At 70.1% G+C, this 17,291-nt stretch carries 15 protein-coding genes and 5 pseudogenes; 13 read left to right on the top strand and 7 right to left on the bottom strand.

The annotated features are described in order from the left end of the window. Positions 1-57 precede the first annotated feature (57 nt). Positions 58-1,072 (top strand): annotated as a pseudogene (gene holA, locus QQK29_RS16765) (DNA polymerase III subunit delta). Between the two features lie 270 nt (positions 1,073-1,342). Here the strand turns inward: holA and rpsT are convergent. Continuing rightward, positions 1,343-1,603 (bottom strand): 30S ribosomal protein S20, encoded by a 261-nt coding sequence (gene rpsT / locus QQK29_RS16760; RefSeq protein ID WP_284301750.1) that lies wholly within the window; start codon positions 1,601-1,603, stop codon positions 1,343-1,345. Positions 1,604-1,872: 269 nt separating this feature from the next. Here rpsT and QQK29_RS16755 point away from each other — a divergent pair, with 269 nt between their 5' ends. The 5 genes and pseudogenes from QQK29_RS16755 (at position 1,873) to QQK29_RS16735 (ending at position 7,192) form a co-directional block, all read left to right on the top strand. Further along, positions 1,873-2,253, top strand: a complete 381-nt coding sequence (locus tag QQK29_RS16755) for a DUF4190 domain-containing protein (RefSeq protein ID WP_284301749.1) — start codon at positions 1,873-1,875, stop codon at positions 2,251-2,253. 146 nt (positions 2,254-2,399) lie between these two features. Further along, positions 2,400-4,255: pseudogene (gene lepA, locus QQK29_RS16750) on the top strand (translation elongation factor 4). Positions 4,256-4,258: 3 nt separating this feature from the next. Then, the gene (locus QQK29_RS16745; RefSeq protein WP_284301748.1) at positions 4,259-4,954 is read left to right on the top strand and encodes a DUF1990 domain-containing protein; all 696 of its coding nucleotides are present in this window, start codon (positions 4,259-4,261) and stop codon (positions 4,952-4,954) included. 181 nt (positions 4,955-5,135) lie between these two features. Beyond that, positions 5,136-6,344, top strand: a complete 1,209-nt coding sequence (locus QQK29_RS16740) for a carbohydrate-binding protein (protein ID WP_284301747.1) — start codon at positions 5,136-5,138, stop codon at positions 6,342-6,344. 212 nt (positions 6,345-6,556) lie between these two features. Continuing rightward, positions 6,557-7,192, top strand: a complete 636-nt coding sequence (locus QQK29_RS16735; RefSeq protein WP_284301745.1) for a DUF1990 domain-containing protein — start codon at positions 6,557-6,559, stop codon at positions 7,190-7,192. 6 nt (positions 7,193-7,198) lie between these two features. On the opposite strand, the gene QQK29_RS16730 is transcribed toward QQK29_RS16735, so the two are convergent. The 4 genes and pseudogenes from QQK29_RS16730 to QQK29_RS16715 all read right to left on the bottom strand — a co-directional run. Then, positions 7,199-7,960 carry an ABC transporter permease gene (locus QQK29_RS16730; RefSeq protein ID WP_431308750.1) on the bottom strand — a complete coding sequence of 254 codons (762 nt, stop codon included), beginning with the start codon at positions 7,958-7,960 and terminating at the stop codon, positions 7,199-7,201. A 174-nt stretch (positions 7,961-8,134) separates the two neighbouring features. Continuing rightward, the gene (locus QQK29_RS16725) at positions 8,135-9,031 is read right to left on the bottom strand and encodes an ABC transporter ATP-binding protein (RefSeq protein ID WP_284301744.1); all 897 of its coding nucleotides are present in this window, start codon (positions 9,029-9,031) and stop codon (positions 8,135-8,137) included. Next, positions 9,028-9,984 (bottom strand): permease prefix domain 1-containing protein, encoded by a 957-nt coding sequence (locus QQK29_RS16720; protein ID WP_284301742.1) that lies wholly within the window; start codon positions 9,982-9,984, stop codon positions 9,028-9,030. Before QQK29_RS16720 ends, QQK29_RS16725 begins: the two co-directional genes overlap by 4 nt. A gap of 139 nt (positions 9,985-10,123) precedes the next feature. Beyond that, positions 10,124-10,345: pseudogene (locus QQK29_RS16715) on the bottom strand (PadR family transcriptional regulator); the annotation flags it as partial. A 79-nt stretch (positions 10,346-10,424) separates the two neighbouring features. On the opposite strand from QQK29_RS16715, the gene QQK29_RS16710 reads away from it, so the two are divergent. Beyond that, entirely contained in the window at positions 10,425-10,937 is a 513-nt protein-coding gene (locus QQK29_RS16710) for a DUF1990 domain-containing protein (protein ID WP_284301741.1), read from the top strand. Positions 10,938-10,978: 41 nt separating this feature from the next. After that, entirely contained in the window at positions 10,979-12,202 is a 1,224-nt protein-coding gene (gene hemW / locus QQK29_RS16705; protein ID WP_284301740.1) for a radical SAM family heme chaperone HemW, read from the top strand. A gap of 77 nt (positions 12,203-12,279) precedes the next feature. Here the strand turns inward: hemW and QQK29_RS16700 are convergent, their stop codons facing one another. Together QQK29_RS16700 and QQK29_RS16695 are read right to left on the bottom strand one after the other, a co-directional pair. Then, entirely contained in the window at positions 12,280-12,660 is a 381-nt protein-coding gene (locus QQK29_RS16700) for a DUF4870 domain-containing protein (protein ID WP_284301738.1), read from the bottom strand. Between the two features lie 60 nt (positions 12,661-12,720). After that, the gene (locus tag QQK29_RS16695) at positions 12,721-13,122 is read right to left on the bottom strand and encodes a DUF4870 domain-containing protein (RefSeq protein WP_284301737.1); all 402 of its coding nucleotides are present in this window, start codon (positions 13,120-13,122) and stop codon (positions 12,721-12,723) included. 203 nt (positions 13,123-13,325) lie between these two features. Between QQK29_RS16695 and hrcA the strand changes: the two are divergent. The 5 genes and pseudogenes from hrcA to QQK29_RS16670 all read left to right on the top strand — a co-directional run bounded on the left by hrcA (position 13,326) and on the right by QQK29_RS16670 (position 17,278). Next, positions 13,326-14,349 (top strand): annotated as a pseudogene (gene hrcA / locus QQK29_RS18840) (heat-inducible transcriptional repressor HrcA). A gap of 11 nt (positions 14,350-14,360) precedes the next feature. Then, positions 14,361-15,457 (top strand): annotated as a pseudogene (gene dnaJ, locus QQK29_RS16680) (molecular chaperone DnaJ). Between the two features lie 353 nt (positions 15,458-15,810). Beyond that, entirely contained in the window at positions 15,811-16,173 is a 363-nt protein-coding gene (locus tag QQK29_RS18240; protein WP_348533894.1) for an RsmE family RNA methyltransferase, read from the top strand. Then, positions 16,170-16,550: an RsmE family RNA methyltransferase gene (locus QQK29_RS18235; RefSeq protein WP_348533893.1), complete on the top strand. Its 381-nt coding sequence runs from the start codon at positions 16,170-16,172 to the stop codon at positions 16,548-16,550. Before QQK29_RS18240 ends, QQK29_RS18235 begins: the two co-directional genes overlap by 4 nt. Beyond that, positions 16,547-17,278, top strand: a complete 732-nt coding sequence (locus QQK29_RS16670; RefSeq protein ID WP_284301736.1) for an aminoglycoside 3'-phosphotransferase — start codon at positions 16,547-16,549, stop codon at positions 17,276-17,278. The genes QQK29_RS18235 and QQK29_RS16670 overlap by 4 nt, the downstream gene beginning before the upstream one ends. Positions 17,279-17,291 lie beyond the last annotated feature (13 nt).

Here is a 17,291-nt window from a genome sequence, read left to right as displayed (position 1 = left end):
GCCTGGCGTCGCGCAGCGGTGGCGGCCGGCGTCACCGGCCCTCGTTAGGCTGGCCGTATGGCGGCACGCACTCCCACGAAGAGCACGAAGACCGCCATCCCGCAGCTCGCGTGGCACAGCGTGGATCCGGCGCCCGTCGTGCTGGTGACGGGCCCGGAGCAGTTGCTCGCCGAGCGCGCGATCCGCGCGATCCGCGAGAAGATGCGCGATGCCGATCCGAGTCTCGAGGTCTCCGACATCGACGCGGGTGCCTACGCGCCGGGTGAGCTACTCACCCTCGCGAGCCCGTCGCTGTTCGCCGAGCCGCGCCTCATCCGGGTGAGCCAGGTCGAGAAGGCCACCGACGCGTTCCTCGAAGAGACCCTCGGCTACCTCAACGCCCCGGCCGACGACACCGTGCTCGTGCTGCGGCACGGGGAGGGGTGCGCGGCAAGAAGCTGCTCGACGCGATCCGCGGCGGTAGCGGAGGCGGCGTCGAGGTGGTGTGCGCCGAGCTCAAGCGCGAGGGCGACAAGATCGACTTCGCTGCGGCCGAGTTCCGTGCCGCCAAGCGCAAGGCCACCCCGGAGCCGTGCGCGCGCTCGTGTCGGCCTTCACCGACGACCTCGCCGAGCTGGCTGCCGCCTGCCGTCAACTGATCTCCGACACCGACGGCGACATCACCGAGCAGACCGTCGACCGCTACTACGCGGGTCGCGCCGAGGTCACCGCCTTCGCGGTTGCAGATGCCGCCATTGCCGGCCGCCCCGGCGAGGCGCTCGGCCTGCTGCGGCACGCCCTCGCATCCGGATCCGACCCCGTGCCGATGGTGGCCGCCTTCGCCATGAAGGTGCGCACCATGGCGAAGCTCGCGGGCGCCCGCGGCTCGTCCAACGACCTCGCGCGCCAGTTCGGGCTGCAGGGCTGGCAGGTCGACCGGGCTCGCCGCGACCTGCAGGGATGGACGGATGAGGGCCTCGCCCGTGCGATCGAGGCGCTCGCCGCCGCCGACGCCCAGGTGAAGGGGGCCGGCCGCGACCCCGTCTACGCACTCGAGCGCATGGTCACCGTCATCGCCTCCCGCGGCGCCTGACCCGTTGGCCACGCGCGCGCGCCGGCCGGTCGCGCGATTCCTCGCATCCCAAATCAAGGAGCCAGGCTCCCGAATCAAGGAACCGGGCAGCCCAAATCAAGGACCACCGGTGCCGAAACGCCAACATCCGCCTCAGCAGGTCGCAGCAGCCTCAGCGGTTCCTTGATTTGGGCCGCGCAGCTCCTTGAGTTGGGAAGCGGATGCCGCCCCGCCGCAACGGAAACGGGCCCCGCACCCGAAGGTGCGAGGCCCGTGACGCGAGAACTCAGCTTAGAGCGCGGAGACCTGCGAGGCGATCGACGACTTGCGGTTCGCCGCCTGGTTCTTGTGGATGACGCCCTTGCTCACAGCCTTGTCGAGCTTCTTGGTGGCGGTGGCCAGAGCGGCCTCGGCCTTGGCCTTGTCGCCCGCGGCGATGGCCTCGCGCGTGCGACGCACGGCCGTCTTGAGCTCGCTCTTGACAGCCTTGTTGCGCTCCTCGGCCTTCTTGTTGGTGCCGATGCGCTTGATCTGCGACTTGATGTTCGCCATGGATCTCTTTCGTTGTGGAACGGATGGTGAGTGCCGTCTGCGGTAGAGGGGCGCATCCCGGCGAATCGCGTGTTGTGGGTCACGCGGAAACTGATAGATCGAACAGCGCCGCGAAGCGACACAGGTCGAAATCCAAAGGTCTACGTTACCAGTTCACATGGGCACCCGCCAACGCGGCAGCGAGCCGCCCTCCGCGGCGACGGGTGACCGCCAGCGCATCCGGGGTTGCCCGGATACCGCGTGCACGGCGGCGACGCGACGCTGGATGCATGACCGATACAACCTCCACCCCCACCGCGGAGCAGCCCTCCGCCACCGCCGCGCCCGAGAACCCGTACGCCGCACCGCGCACCGAGTCGAGCGCCCCCGCATCCGCCAGCAACGGATTCAGCATCGCGAGCCTCGTGCTCGGCATCGCCTCCATCCCGACGGGCTGGGCGATCGCCGGCATCCTCGCGATCGTGTTCGGCTTCCTCGCCCGTTCGCGCGAGCCGCAGGGCCGCACGATGTCGACGTGGGGCATCGTGCTCGGCTTCGTCGGCACCTTCGGCTGGCTCGTCGTCGCGATCCTCGGCTTCGCGATCGCCGCGCCCTTCGCCCTCTGGGGCATGGGCTTCGGCTGGGGCCCCGACTTCTTCGACGTCTTCTGAGAAGCGCGGGCGGCATAGCTGCAATGCGGCGGGGGCAGTTGCTCCCGCCGCATCCGCGTTTCGCCGCCCGGTGATGCGGTTGCTCCCGCCGACCGTGCTCCGTTCGGGCAACGCGTCGCCCCCGCTCATGGGAGAATCGTCCGGATATGTCACCCCGCGCCCTGAAGCCCCTGCCGCCTGCTGCGACCGATCCGTCGCGCATCCGGAATTTCTGCATCATCGCGCACATCGACCACGGCAAGTCGACGCTCGCCGACCGCATGCTGCAGATCACCGGAGTCGTCTCCGACCGCGACATGCGCGCGCAGTACCTCGACCGCATGGACATCGAGCGCGAGCGTGGCATCACCATCAAGAGCCAGGCGGTGCGGATGCCGTGGCAGGCGGGCGCCGACACCTACGCCCTCAACATGATCGACACCCCCGGCCACGTCGACTTCACCTACGAGGTGAGCCGCAGCCTCGCGGCGTGCGAGGAGCCATTCTGCTGGTGGATGCGGCACAGGGCATCGAGGCGCAGACGCTCGCGAACCTGTACCTGGCCCTCGAGAACGACCTCGAGATCATCCCCGTGCTCAACAAGATCGACCTGCCGGCGGCCGACCCTGAGAAGTACGCGAAGGAGCTCGCCCAGCTGATCGGCGGCGACCCGGATGACGTGCTGCGCGTGTCGGGCAAGACCGGCATGGGCGTCGAGGAGCTGCTCGACCGGGTCGTCGAGCGCATTCCCGCGCCTGTCGGCGTCGCGGACGCGCCGGCCCGCGCCATGATCTTCGACTCCGTCTACGACTCCTACCGCGGCGTGGTCACCTACGTGCGCATGGTCGACGGGCAGCTGAACCCGCGCGAGCGCGTGCAGATGATGTCGACGAAGGCCACGCACGAGATCCTCGAGATCGGCGTGAGCTCGCCCGAGCCGGTGCCGTCGAAGGGCCTCGGGGTCGGCGAGGTGGGCTACCTCATCACGGGCGTGAAGGACGTGCGCCAGTCGAAGGTGGGCGACACCGTGACGTCCGCGGCGAAGCCCGCACCCGATCCGCTTCCCGGCTACACCGACCCGTTGCCCATGGTGTTCTCGGGCATCTACCCGATCGACGGCAGTGACTACCCCGAGCTGCGCGAGGCTCTCGACAAGCTGAAGCTGTCGGATGCCGCCCTGCAGTACGAGCCGGAGACCTCGGTCGCGCTCGGCTTCGGCTTCCGCTGCGGGTTCCTCGGGCTCCTGCACCTCGAGATCATCACCGAGCGCCTCAGCCGCGAGTTCGGCCTCGACCTCATCACGACCGCGCCGAGTGTGCCGTACCAGGTGACGACCGACGACGGCAAGACCGTGACCGTCACCAACCCATCCGAGTACCCGACCGGCACCAAGATCGCCGAGGTGCTCGAGCCGATGGTCTCGGCGTCGATCCTCGCGCCGAAGGACTACGTGGGCGCGATCATGGAGCTGTGCCAGTCGCGGCGCGGCACGATGAAGTCGATGGACTATCTCGGCGAAGACCGGGTGGAGCTGAAGTACACCCTGCCGCTCGGCGAGATCGTGTTCGACTTCTTCGACCAGCTGAAGTCGAAGACGCAGGGCTACGCGTCGCTCGACTACGAGCCCGCGGGGGAGGCGCCCGGCGAGCTCGTGAAGGTCGACATCCTGCTGCAGGGCGAGACCGTGGATGCCTTCAGTGCCATCGTGCATAAGGACAAGGCCTACGCCTACGGAACCATGATGGCCACGCGCCTGCGCGAGCTCATCCCGCGCCAGCAGTTCGAGGTGCCTATCCAGGCCGCGATCGGGGCTCGCATCATCGCGCGCGAGAACATCCGCGCGATGCGCAAGGACGTGCTCGCCAAGTGCTACGGCGGTGACATCACCCGCAAGCGCAAGCTGCTCGAGAAGCAGAAGGAGGGCAAGAAGCGCATGAAGATGGTCGGACGCGTGGAGGTGCCCCAGGAGGCGTTCATCGCCGCGCTCTCAGGCGACACCGAGAAGGCGAAAGAGAAGAAGTAGCGGATGTCGGCCGACGGCCTGAGCTACGACGCACCCCGCGCCGCGCGGCCGGGCGCGGCGGTGCCGCCGGGGTTGCGTCTGCGCGAGCAGCGCGTGCCGCTCGGTGAGGGCGAGCGGATCTGGCGACGCGCCGTGGAGGTCGTCTCGGGGTGGGCGATCAAGCAGGCGATCGGCTTCACGGTGACGCCTGACGACCCGGTCGTCGTCGAGGGGCGAGACTACGAGACGCGCTACGGCTGGATGCGGGTGCACGAGCCGGTGCGCGTCATCTGGGTGGCCGACGAGCCCGACCGGCGTGGCTTCGGCTACGGAACGCGGCCCGGGCATCCAATCACGGGGGAGGAGTGCTTCCTCGTCGAACGCGACCCCGACGGCTCGATCTGGTTCGTCACGCGCACCGTGTCGCGCATCTCGGGCGGGTGGTGGCTCGTGTTGTGGCCCGGCATCCGGATGCTGCAGCCGTATTTCCAGCGTGCCTACGCGCGCAGCGCGGTGCGGCTGGTGACCGAGACGGATGCGCCGCTCGGGGGATTACGACGCCTGCGTCGCCGTATGGTCGGCGGCGGTCCGTCGGGGGTCGAAGGTATCGCGAAGCTCGGTTACGGGATGGGACCGGAGCCGGGCCCGTTTGACAAGCCGCCCGCCGTACCGATCGAACTCGACGCCGATGACGTGCCGTGGGAGCTCCGCGAGGAGTAGGCGGCAACAGCTACGAGTGGATTCCTGGCAATCACCTGGGAATGCTGACTCGTGTCACTCGATTCGCGGAAAGCTAGCACTCGTCACCAATTAGTAAGGAGTACTAACTAATCGGAGCGGCGGCGGGGCCCGAAGTCGTCCCTCTCTCGGTGGTCAGGGTGACACGAGAGGAGAGAGCGCGATGAAGCGCAATTCAGCAACTCAGAGGAAGCGGGGGCGTCGCTCCCTGTTCGCCGTGTTCGCGGTCGCCGCCGTGGCACTTGCGGGCGTCGTGGTGCCGGCGAGTGCGGCGAGCGCCGCCGACTGCTACCCCGCGTGGTCGCCGAGCACCGTGTACTGGGGTGACGATCATGCCTCGTACGACGGGCACAACTACCGCGCGAAGTGGTGGACCCAGAACGAGAACCCCGCCACCCACAGTGGTCAATGGGATGTCTGGGCCGGTGAGGGCGTGTGCGGCGACGGGGAAGATCCGACGGATCCCACCGACCCGACGGATCCCACCGATCCGCCGGTCAATACCGAACAGGCCGCGGCACCCTACGTCTACCCGGGCTGGGGTAACCCGCCGGCGCCGTCGACCGTCATGAACGCCACCGGCATCCGCACCTTCACCCTCGCCTTCGTGCTCGCCAACGGCTGCAGCCCGGCCTGGGACGGCGAGAGCGGCATCACGGGCGGGGTGCACGCGCAGTACATCCAGCAGATCTACGCGGCCGGCGGCAGCATCATCCCGTCCTTCGGCGGCTGGTCGGGCAACAAGCTCGGGCCGAACTGCCCGGATGCGGCGTCGCTCGCCGGTGCCTACCAGAAGGTCATCGACGCGTTCGACCTGACCGCGATCGACATCGACATCGAGAACTCCGACGAGTTCGAGAACGAGGTCGTGCAGGATCGCATCCTGGGGGCGCTGGGGATCATCGAGCAGAACAACCCCGGCATCACGACGATCGTCACCTTCGGAACCTCGCCGACCGGGCCGAACTACTACGGCAAGCGGCTCGTGCAGCGCGCCAAGGACCTGGGCGTTCCGATCGACGTCTTCACGCAGATGCCGTTCGACTTCGGAGGCGGCGACATGTACGCAGCGACGGTCGGGGCGACGCAGGGGCTCAACGCGCACCTGCGGGCGGTCTACGGCTGGAGTGAGGCCACCGCCTACCAGCACATCGGCATCTCGGGCATGAACGGGCTCTCCGATCAGCAGGAGCTCACGACCCCCGACACCTGGACGCGCATCCGCGACTGGGCGCAGTCGAAGGACCTCGCGCGCTTCACCTTCTGGTCGGTCAACCGTGACCGCGGATGCGCGGGTGGCGGTGTGCAGTCCGCCTGCAGCGGCATCGCACAGGCGGACTGGGAGTTCACCCGCATCACCGCCGGATTCTGAGGCAGCGGTGCCGGCCGCTCCGAGGAGCCCCGGCGCCGCATCCTCGCCCGGAACCCCGTCCCTCGGCGTCGTAAGCCGGCGCCGAGGGGCGGATTCGACGTTTTCTGGAAGAATCGACCGGTGACCAGCGCGTCCGCGCCCCCGGCGACGCCCCTCGACGGTCGACAGCACCCGCGTCGACCGCTGCCGGTGACCCCGCCGAGCTGTGGCGCGTGCCGGTCACCTACGGCGCCGTCGGGGCGACGCAGGCTGCCGATCTGCTGCAGTATCCGCCGCGCGGGTACCGCCCGCTCGAGCGCCGCATCCGCGTCGGCCACGGTCCCGAACGCTGGGAGTACGCGTGGACGCGCGTCATGAGCTGGGGCATCCAACGCGGCGCCGGGTTCCGGGTCACCCCGATCGAGGCGCCTGCCGAGGCCACCGAGGCCAGCTACCTGCCCGTCTCGTTCGACGCCGAGGGCAATCCCGTCAAACCCGCCACCGTGGGCGCCGAGTCCGAGGTGCTCTACACGCCCGAGGGCGACGCGCTCGTGCGCGCCGGTGACACCGGGATGCTGAAGCCGCCGCTCTGGCCGCGCGCGTTCCCGGTGCGTGTCGTCTACGTGCTCGACGAGCCCGACCGACGCGGCGCCGCCTTCGGAACCCTCCCCGGACATCCGCTCGCGGGCGAGGAGCTCTTCGTGGTGGAGCGCCGCGACGACGACTCGGTGTGGCTCACGGTGCGCATCTTCTCGAGGCCGGCCGGCGGCTTCTGGAGCGCCGTACGGCCCGCGCTGCGGCTCGTGCAGGCGTGGCTCGTACGGCGCTACCTGCACGAACTGCTCGGGCCGCTGCCGACCCCGCGCTGACCAGGCTCAGAGCGAGCGCTGATACCCGCGGATCGCGCGCAGCGTCCAGGCGAAGGCGAGCGCGGCGAGCCCCAGCAGGGCGCCGCCCTGTGCCAGCAGCAGCCCCGCATCCGCTGATCCGTTGAAGAGCGTGCCGTCGAGCCCCGTGCGGGCCAACTCGACCGCCCAGGTCATCGGGTTCCAGCGCGCGACGGCCTGCACCCAGTCGGGCAGCAGCGCCGCCGGCATCATCGTGGTCGAGAGGAAGGTCGCCGGAAGCACGATCATCTGCGAGAGCCCGATGAGCGCCACCTGGTTGCGCGTGATGAGAGCCACAGCCGTCGACGCGCAGCAGAACACGGTGGCGAGCAGTGTCGCCGCCACGAGTGCGAACAGGATGCCGACGACGCCGCCGGGGTAGCGCGCGCCCGCGAGAGCGCCGATGCCGAGCACGATCGCCGACTGCAGCACGTTGATGACGAGCTGCTGCAGCAGCTGCCCCGTGATGATCGCGCTGCGCGAGATCGGCGCGCTCAGCAGCTGATCCATGACGCCCGAGTTCATGTCGTCGATGTAGCCGGTGCCCGCCCAGGCGCCCGAGTACAGCACCGTCATCATGAGGATGCCGGGCACGAGGTAGGCGATGTAGCCGCCGTCGGCGAACACCGGCAGGCTGCCGAGCGCGGTGTACACCTGGCCGAACAGCACGATCCAGATCACGGGCTGCAGCAGCGACATGGCGGGACCCCAGACCTGCCGCCAGGTGGCGACGATCCAGCGGCGGAACACCTGGCCGGTCTGGGTGGCCCAGGATGCGCGCGCGGGGCGCGGGGAGCGGGAACGGATGCGGGCGCGAGCGTGGTCATGCTGCGGCTCCTTCGATCGGGTGGGCGCCGCCGAAGCTGTGGCCCACGTGGTGCAGATAGACGTCGTCGAGTGTCGGACCCGACACGGATGCGGCCCCTACGGCGAGCCCCGCCGCATCGAGCGCCTGGATGAGCGGGCCGAGCGCGGCCGAGCCGTCGTCGGCGCGTGCGATGAGCACGGCCGTCGGCCCCGAGACCTCGACGAGCACCTCGCGCAGGCCCAGCACGGATGCGGCAGCACGGCGCGCGCGTTCGGCATCCGGTTCGAAGAGCTCGACGCGCACCCCGTCTCCGGCGAGCGACGCCTTGAGCTGGCGGGGGTGCCCTCGACGACCTTCGTGCCGTGATCGACGATCATGATGCGGTCGGCGAGGCGGTCAGCCTCTTCGAGGTAGTGGGTCGTGAGCACGACGGTGAGCGACTCCTGACCGGCGAGGCGGCGGATCTCGCCCCACATCGCCGCGCGCGACTCGGGGTCGAGACCCGTCGTGGGCTCGTCGAGGAACAGCACCCGCGGCGCGTGCACGAGGGCGGTGGCCACGTCGAGCCGGCGGCGTGTGCCGCCGGAGAGCTTGCCCGCCGCGCGGTCGACGTTCTCGCGCAGTCCGAACTCGTCGACGAGCCGGGTGGCCCGCCGGGCCGCCTCACTCCGCGGCATGCCGCGCAGGCGTGCCGCGAGTTCGAGGTTCTCGCGCACGGTGAGCAGCGGATCGGTGCTCGCCCCCTGCGAGACGTAGCCGATGCGCGTGCGTACGGTCGCGGCATCCCGCACGACGTCGGCACCCGTCACTCGGGCCGTGCCCGAGCTCGGAAGCGAGAGCGTCGTGAGGATCTTGGTGGTCGTCGACTTGCCGGCGCCGTTGGGCCCGAGCAGCCCGAAGACCGAGCCGGCGGGCACCTCGAAGCTCAGCCCGCGCAGGGCTTCGATGCTGCGGTGACGACCCGTGCGGTAGGTCTTGGTGATGTTCTCGGCCTCGATCGCGGCGGCGCTCATCGTGCACCACCCTCGCGGTCGCTGCGAGCCTCGGGGCCGCGCACCGTGCGTTCCTCGTGGTCGCCGAACAGCATCCGGGTGAGCAGCAGCATCATGCCGAGGAAGCCCACGACGTACGGCACCCACGCCCACTGCCATCCGGTCAGGGAGTAGACCACGATCGAGACGAGGAACGCCGAGACCCAGATCATCATCGTATAGATGCCGAAGCGGGCAGCGGCCTTCGGGTCCTTCTCGAAGCGATCGCCCGGATAGCTCTCGCCCTGCGGGCGACTGCGCTCGAGTGCCCAGGCCTTGGTGCGGTTGGTCTGCGTCGCCCCGAGGTAGCTGAACAGCGCGATGCCGGCGATCGCGGCCGCGGCGGGAGCGATGAGCCAGGTGGGGTCGATCGCCTGGGTGAGCAAGGCGAATCCGAGCGTGATGCCCGCGATCACGAGCCCGCCGGCGAGGCCGAACAGCAACGAGCGTCGAGCGGGCATCGGGTGGTGCACCGAGGTCTCCTGGTGCAGGGCGTCGCCGATGATGAACCCGAGACCCACGGATGCGACACCCGCGAGCGTGAGCGCGCCGCCGAGTGAGAGCGGGAAGACATCCCAACTGCCGAACCACAGCGCGACGAGGGAGAGTCCGGAGGCGATGGCGATGAGCACGGTGCGCACCACGAAGCCGGGGCGGTGGCGCACGCGGTTCGCGGCGGCGACTTCGGCGGTCGTGCGCTCGGCAGGAGCGTCAGCGAGCAGCTCGCGCACGTCGCCGAGCTCGTCGACCGCGGTGCGCGCGGCGCTCTCGGGGCTCGCGCCCTGCGCCTCGAGTTCGGAGGCGCGCGCCACGAGGTTGGCGCGGATCTCCTCTTTCAGGTCGAGCGCGTCGGGCGTGGTGGGGAGCTCCGCGAAGAGTTCGTCGAGCAGGCGGTGGACGGCGGTGCCGCCCGGGCGGGAGGGCTGGGTGTTCATGGGTGGTGCCTTTCTGACGCCTGCGCGTCGAGGAGGAGTCGATGATGTCGCGCGTCGCCCTCCAGGCGGCGACGTTGCGGCGGTAGACACTCCGGCCCGCATCGGTGATGCGGTAGTACTTGCGGCGGCCGCCCTGGGTCTCGTCGCCCCAGAACGACTCGACGAGCCCGTCCTTCTCGAGGCGGCGGTAGGTGGCGTAGAGGGTGGCCTCCTTGATCTCGTGCGCGCCGCCGGTGGCGTCGCGGATCGTCTTGTAGATCTCGAAGCCGTAGCTCTCGCCGCGCCGCAGCACACCGAGCACGATCGTGTCGGTATGGCCGCGGAGCAGGTCTGCGGCGAACGCGTCGGAGTCTTCAACCATGTCGAGTACTGTATCTGATCAACTACCTGACGTGCAACACCAAACCCCGCGAACGCTTCGTCGGCGACAGAATGGGTCCATGTCCGCCGAGCTGGCCGCCCTCAGCTATCAGGAACACGCCGCGACGCGCGGCGAACTGCCTGCCGGCTACCGCCGCGTGGAGCGGGTGGCCCTCCTCGGGCGCGGGCCCGAACTGTTCACGCGTGCCCGCGCCGCGACTCTCGCGTGGGGCATCCAGACCGGATCCGGCATCCGGGTCCGCGTCGTCGACGAGGCGCGCGGCCGCCCGCTGCGCGCGGGTGACACCGTCGTCATGCGGGTGCCGCTGTGGCCGCGCGACGTGCCCTGCCGTGTCGTCTACGTCGTCGACGAGCCCCGTCGGGCGGGCTTCGCCTACGGCACGCTTCCCGGACATCCCGAGAGCGGTGAGGAGGCGTTCCTCGTGGAGCACCGTGACGATGACTCCGTCGTGCTGCGCATCCGAGCGTTCTCGAAGCCCGCGACCTGGCTGTTCGGGATCGCCTATCCCGCCGTGCTGCTCATGCAGACGATCTACACCCGCCGCTACCTGCGCGCGCTGCGCGACGCCTGAGCGCGCGAGCGGCGCCCGCCGCAGCGGGGGAGAATGGACGGATGCCGAGCACGCTCCCCGTAGGCGATCCCGCCCCCGCCGACGGTGCGCTTCCGGCATCAGCGGCCGAGGGATCGGCCGAGCGCGACCTCGGTGTGTATCTGCACGTGCCGTTCTGTCGCGTGCGCTGCGGGTACTGCGACTTCAACACCTACACGGCATCCGAGATCCGCGGGGTCAAGCAGAGCGACTATGCCGAGCAGGCCTCCGCCGAGGTGGCCTTCGCGCGCGGAGTGCTCGCGGATGCGGGGCTCGCGGCCCGCGAGGCCTCGACCGTGTTCTTCGGTGGCGGCACCCCGACCCTGCTTCCGGCCGCCGACCTCATCCGCATGCTCAACGCGGTGCGCGACGCGTGGGGGCTCGCGCCGGGCGCCGAGGTCACGACCGAGGCCAACCCGGACTCGGTCACGCCCGAGAGCCTCGCCGAGCTCGCGGCGGCGGGCTTCACGCGCGTGAGCTTCGGCATGCAGTCGGCCGTGCCGCACGTGCTCGCGACGCTCGAGCGCACGCACGACCCGGCGCGCATCCCGCTCGTCGTGCGGTGGGCGCGCGACGCGGGTCTCCAGGTGAGCCTCGACCTCATCTACGGAACGCCGGGCGAGAGCCTCGACGACTGGCGCCGCTCGCTCGAGCTCGCGCTCGCGCAGCATCCCGACCACCTCTCGGCCTACGCGCTTATCGTCGAGCAGGGCACGAAGCTCGCGCGCCAGATCTCCCGCGGCGAGGTGGCGCAGCCCGACGAGGAGCTGCAGGCCGACCAGTATGAGCTCGCCGACGAGCTGCTCGCCGCCGCGGGCTACGGCTGGTACGAGGTGAGCAACTGGGCCACGGATGCCGCGCACCGTTCCCGGCACAACCTCGCCTACTGGACGGGACAGGACTGGTGGGGCATCGGGCCCGGCGCACACAGCCACGTCGGCGGGGTGCGCTGGTGGAACGCGAAGCATCCGGCCGCCTACGCCGAGCGGCTCGCCCGCGGTGTCTCGCCCGCGGTGGGTCGCGAGACGCTCGACGCCGAGACGCGCCATGTGGAGGACGTGCTGCTGCGCAGCCGCATCGTCGACGGGCTGCCGATCGAGGTGCTCGATGCCGACGCGCGTGCCGCCGTCGCGGGCCTCATCGCCGACGACCTCATCGAGGGGCGGAACGCGATAGCCGGCCGCATCGTGCTCACACGACGCGGCCGGCTGTTGGCGGATGCGGTGGTCAGGCGCCTGCTGCCCTGACCACCCCTGCGGGTTGAGTAGCCGCGAAGCGGCGTTCCCCGCGGGTTGAGTAGCTGCGAAGCGGCGTATCGAAACCCTCAGCTCACGAACTTGATGGCCACCGGGTAGGTGTAGAACTCGCCCTTGTTGGCGGCGATCGCGGCGATGATGCCGAAGACGATCGACGCGACCCACGCGGCGAGCAGCACGAGCCCTCCGATGAGGATGAAGAGCAGGATGTAGCCCACGACGTAGGCGATGAGCAGCGTCAGCTGGAAGTTGAGCGCCGTGGCGGTGTGCGCGCGCACGAAGGCGCCGCGGTCCTTGAGCACCAGGTAGGTGATGAGCGGGGCGATGAAGCCGAAGAGGATGCCGCCCACGTGGGTGAGCGTCGACCACAGTCGCTGGTCGGCAGGGCTCATCTCGGTGGTGGGTGCGTAGCCGGGGTTCTGCGGCGGGGGCGGAGGAGTGGCAGTCATGTCGGCTATTAAGCAAGTGCGCCGGACCTGAGAGGTCCGGCGCACCGTGCTTGTCGTCAGTTACTTGATGAAACGGATGTTGATCGGGTAGCGATAGCTGCCTCCCGCGTTGACCTTGGAGAAGCCCATGATCGAGAAGATCAACGAGGCGACCCAGATGCCGAGCGGCAGCAGCCATCCGATGAGAGCCCAGAACCCGAGGGTCACGGTCGTGAGGATGGTGTTGATGATGAACACCGCCACCTGGGCGATGCCGACGGTGATCTGGAAGTTCAGGGCTTCCTTCGCCTCGACGTTCGTGCGGGGCCCGCGGTCCTTGAAGACGAGCCAGATGATGAGCGCCGGGAGGATCCAGATGATGCCGCCGAGGTGGGCGAACGATGCCCACTGCTTGTCTTCCGCCTCGGTGAGCGGGGCGGCCGGTTGCGGCTGCGACTGGGCGGGCTGCGCGGGATCGGTCATGGTGGTGGTGCCTTTCTCTCTATTGAGCAGACTTGGGGGAGCAGACTCAAGGTATCGCCCGCCGCGCAAAGGGGCAATCCGCACGTGCGGCAACCGGTCCGACCGCTGCCTGGGCGGTAGTATTGGCAGTCACGTACCCGGAGTGCCAGTGCGCCCACACAGGAACGCTTCCGACATCCGGGCTCCCGCGGAAGGTGGTGCTCATGGTCTCGGAGAGAAGCCTCGCCGTGCTGCGCGTCATCGTGCAGGACTACGTGTCGTCGAGTGAGCCGGTCGGCTCCAAGTCGATCGTCGAACGACACTCCTTCGGGGTGTCGAGTGCGACCATCCGCAACGACATGGCTCAGCTCGAGGAAGACGGCCTCATCACGGCGCCGCACACCTCGTCGGGCCGCATCCCCACCGACAAGGGCTACCGCGTCTTCGTCGATCAGCTGAGCGAGCTGCGGCCGCTCAGTTCGGCGCAACGCAGCGCGATCGAGACGTTCCTCGGCGAGAGCACCGATCTCGACGAGGTGCTCGGCCGCACGGTGCGGTTGCTCTCGCAGCTCACCAACCAGGTCGCGCTCGCGCAGTACCCGTCGTTCGGCTCGGCCCGGGTGCGGCACGTCGAGCTCGTCGCACTCGCGTCACATCGCGTGATGGCGGTGCTCATCACCGACACGGGTCGTGTCGACCAGCGCATCGTGGAGGTGCCCGGGGTGTCGACCCCGAGCAGCTCGCGCGCTTGCGTGAGCGCGTCAACGCCGAACTCGGCGGGGTGGCGCTCGCGGATGCGGCGACGGCGTTCGGCGGCATCCTCGAGCGCATCGAGCCGGATGATCGCGCCCTCGCGGCCCCCTCGTGGAGGCCCTGGCCGAGCAGGTCGCGGCGAACCGCCACGACCGTCTCGTGATGGCGGGTGCCGCCAACCTCGCGCGAACCGAACGCGACTTCACCGGCTCGATCTTCCCGGTGCTCGAGGCGATCGAGGAGCAGGTGACGATCCTGCGCCTGTTCGGCGAGATGGATCTCGACGCCGACGAGGTGAGCGCGCGCATCGGCCGCGAGAACGCCGACTACGGGCTCTCCGAGACGAGTGTGCTGGCATCCGGCTACACGGCGCAGGGCGGTTCGGTCGCCCGGCTCGGGGTGCTGGGGCCGACACGCATGGACTATTCGGGCAACATGGTCGCCGTGCGCGCCGTCGCCCGCTACCTGTCGCGCCTGCTGGGCGACGAGAACTGATTCGAGGAACGTTGACAGATCACTACGAGGTCCTCGGGGTCGAGCGCACCGCATCCCCCGAGGAGATCAAGAAGGCCTACCGCCGTCTCGCCCGCGAACTGCATCCCGATGTGAACCCCTCGGACGAGGCCGCCGAGCGCTTCAAGCTCGTCACGCACGCCTACGATGTGCTGAGCGACGCCGAGCAGCGCGAGCGTTACGACATGGGCGGCTCCGGCGGGTTCGGTGGCGGCGGGTTCGGGTTCGGCGACATCTTCGACAGCTTCTTCGGCGCCGCGCAGGGCCGCACGGCCGGCCCACGGTCGCGCACCGAGCGCGGACAGGATGCGCTGCTGCGCATCGAGATCGACCTCGACGAGGTCGTCTTCGGCACCAAGCACGAGCTCGAGATCGACACGGCCGTGCTGTGCAAGGCGTGCGAGGGCTCCTGCTGCGCGCCCGGCACCTCGATCGCGCGCTGCGACATCTGCGGCGGAACCGGCCAGATCCAGCGCTCCGTGCGCTCGCTGCTCGGCAACGTCATGACCTCGAGCCCGTGCGGCACGTGCCGCGGCTACGGCACCATCATCCCGAACCCGTGCCCGACGTGCGCCGGCCAGGGCCGCGTGCGTGCCAAGCGCAAGGTCGCGGTCGACGTGCCGGCCGGGGTCGACACGGGGATGCGGCTGCACCTGCCGGCCGAGGGGAGGCCGGTCCCGCGGGCGGCCCCAACGGCGACCTCTACCTCGAGGTCAAGGTGCGCCACCACGAGATCTTCAGCCGGTCGGGCGACGACCTGCTCGCCACCCTCGAGGTGCAGATGACGGATGCGATCCTCGGCGCCGCGGTCACGCTCGACTCGCTCGATGGTCCGGTGTCGATCGAGATCAAGCCGGGCACGCAGTCGGCGGATGTCGTGACCGTGAAGGAGCGCGGCATCACGCGTCTGCGCGGCGGCGGCCGCGGCGACCTGAAGGTCGGCGTGCACGTGCAGACGCCCGTGCGGCTCAACTCGAGCGAGCTCGAGCTCATCAAGCAGTTCGCCTCGAAGCGCCCGCCCGCGAAGCCCCAGTTCTCGAAGTTCCAACAGGGCCTCTTCGCGAAGCTGCGCGACCGGTTCCTCGGCTGACCCGCTTCCGTGGCTGACCGCCGCATCCGTGGCTGACCCGCCGCTTCCGTGGCTGCCCCTCCCTCAGCTGGGTGCCCCCGAGCCGACCGCCCCACCCTGTTGTGCAGGAGTTCCGCTGTTGTGCAGGAGTTCGGCGGTTGCGCCCCTCAGCCGGTCGTGCACGCGTTCTGCTGTTATGCAGGACTTTGCGGGCCCTGCCCTCGCGCCGGATTGCCCTGACCAGGGATTTTCGCGAGCGGCGCGGAGTCTTGGGCCGAGAATTCCTGCACAACAGCAGAACGGCTGCGCGCTGCAGGGAAGAGCGATGCAGCAGAACTCCTGCACAACAGCCGAACTCCTGCACAACAGCATCAGTGGGAGAGTGGAGCCATGGCGAGCCTCTACCTGAGCGACGAACTCGGCGCACCGGTGCCGGGGGCCGCATCGAGGTCACCGGCGAGGAGGCGCGGCACGCGCTGCAGGTGGCGCGCGTGCGTCCGGGCGAGCGGATCGCGGTGGGCGACGGGCGCGGAACGATCGTGCACGGGGTGGTCGCCGAGGCCGCCCCGGGTGTGCTCGCACTCGAGGTCGACGAGGTCGTGCACGAGCCGGAGCGCCGCCCCGCCCTGTGGCTCGCCCAGGCGCTTGCGAAGGGCGACCGCGACGAGCTCGCGGTCCAGGCCGCGACCGAGCTGGGTGCCGCGGGGTCATCCCCTGGGCCGCCGAACGTTCGGTGACCCGCTGGGAGGGTGCCAAGGTCGCCCGCAACGAGCAGCGCTGGCGCACGATCGTGCGCGAGGCATCCAAGCAGGCCATCCGTCCTCGGGTTCCCGAGGTCGCACCGCTCGCGACGATCGCGCAACTCGCCGCGCTCCCGGGCCTCGTCATCGTGCTCGAGCCGACGGCATCCGTGCCGCTCACCGCGGTCGCGCTCGACGACGCGGAGCGGGTGACGCTCGTCGTCGGGCCCGAGGGCGGCGTCGCACCGCGTGAGCTCGACAGACTCCGGCAATCCGGCGCCGTGCTGGCGCGCCTCGGCACCGAGGTGCTGCGTACCTCGACCGCGGGCCCCGCGGCGCTCGCGGTGCTCAACGCGCGGATCGGGCGCTGGTGACCCCGCTCGCGGGGCCACCCCGGGCCCCAGTGACGGTTCCGGATGCCGTGCGGGCTCGCATCCGCAACCCGCAGCCGATCTGGCGCAACGAGGAGGGCGGGCTGACCTTCCGCGACCGGGAGCGCGGACTCATCGCCAAATGGAACCCGAGCGGCACCGCGATCTCGCTCGCCGCTGAGCGCGACCGCCTCGCGTGGGCGCGACCGCGCCATCCGGTTCCCGAGGTGCTCGACTACGCGGCCGACAAAGCCGGAGAACTGCTCGTCACCCGCGCCCTCCCCGGGGAGTCCGCGGTCGCGGAGCGCTGGCGCGCCGAACCGCGCACCGCCGCCCGCGCCATCGGTGAGGGCCTCCGCGCCCTGCACGAGCACCTCCCACGCGAGACCTGCCCGTTCAGCTGGGCGGCCGAGGAGCGCCTCGCACGCCGCACCCCCGACGCCCGCGCCGAACTCGGCGCGCCGCCGCCCGTCGAGCAGCTGGTCGTGTGCCACGGCGACGCGTGCGCCCCGAACACCCTGCTCGCCGACGACGGGCGCTGGACCGCCCACGTCGACCTCGGCACCCTCGGGCTCGCCGACCGCTGGGCCGACCTCGCGGTGGCGAGCATGAGTCTCGACTGGAACTTCGGCGAGGGCTGGCAGCCCGAGTTCTTCGCGGCGTACGGGGTGCGCCCGGATGCGGACCGCATCCGCTTCTACCGCGCGCTCTGGAACGCACCCGAGCTCTGACATCATCGCGCCC

It is taken from the genome of Homoserinibacter gongjuensis (assembly GCF_030161875.1).
Taxonomy (GTDB): Bacteria; Actinomycetota; Actinomycetes; order Actinomycetales; family Microbacteriaceae; genus Homoserinibacter; species Homoserinibacter gongjuensis.
This window is presented reverse-complemented; position numbering and strand designations above follow the sequence as displayed.

Excerpts from the sequence above, each read along its gene's own strand:
- rpsT (WP_284301750.1), bottom strand. The coding sequence starts at position 1,603 with ATGGCGAACATCAAGTCGCAGATCAAGCGCATCGGCACCAACAAGAAG.
- QQK29_RS16755 (WP_284301749.1), top strand. The coding sequence starts at position 1,873 with ATGACCGATACAACCTCCACCCCCACCGCGGAGCAGCCCTCCGCCACC.
- QQK29_RS16745 (WP_284301748.1), top strand. The coding sequence starts at position 4,259 with ATGTCGGCCGACGGCCTGAGCTACGACGCACCCCGCGCCGCGCGGCCG.
- QQK29_RS16740 (WP_284301747.1), top strand. The coding sequence starts at position 5,136 with ATGAAGCGCAATTCAGCAACTCAGAGGAAGCGGGGGCGTCGCTCCCTG.
- QQK29_RS16725 (WP_284301744.1), bottom strand. The coding sequence starts at position 9,031 with ATGAGCGCCGCCGCGATCGAGGCCGAGAACATCACCAAGACCTACCGC.
- QQK29_RS16720 (WP_284301742.1), bottom strand. The coding sequence starts at position 9,984 with ATGAACACCCAGCCCTCCCGCCCGGGCGGCACCGCCGTCCACCGCCTG.
- QQK29_RS16710 (WP_284301741.1), top strand. The coding sequence starts at position 10,425 with ATGTCCGCCGAGCTGGCCGCCCTCAGCTATCAGGAACACGCCGCGACG.
- hemW (WP_284301740.1), top strand. The coding sequence starts at position 10,979 with ATGCCGAGCACGCTCCCCGTAGGCGATCCCGCCCCCGCCGACGGTGCG.
- QQK29_RS16700 (WP_284301738.1), bottom strand. The coding sequence starts at position 12,660 with ATGACTGCCACTCCTCCGCCCCCGCCGCAGAACCCCGGCTACGCACCC.
- QQK29_RS16695 (WP_284301737.1), bottom strand. The coding sequence starts at position 13,122 with ATGACCGATCCCGCGCAGCCCGCCCAGTCGCAGCCGCAACCGGCCGCC.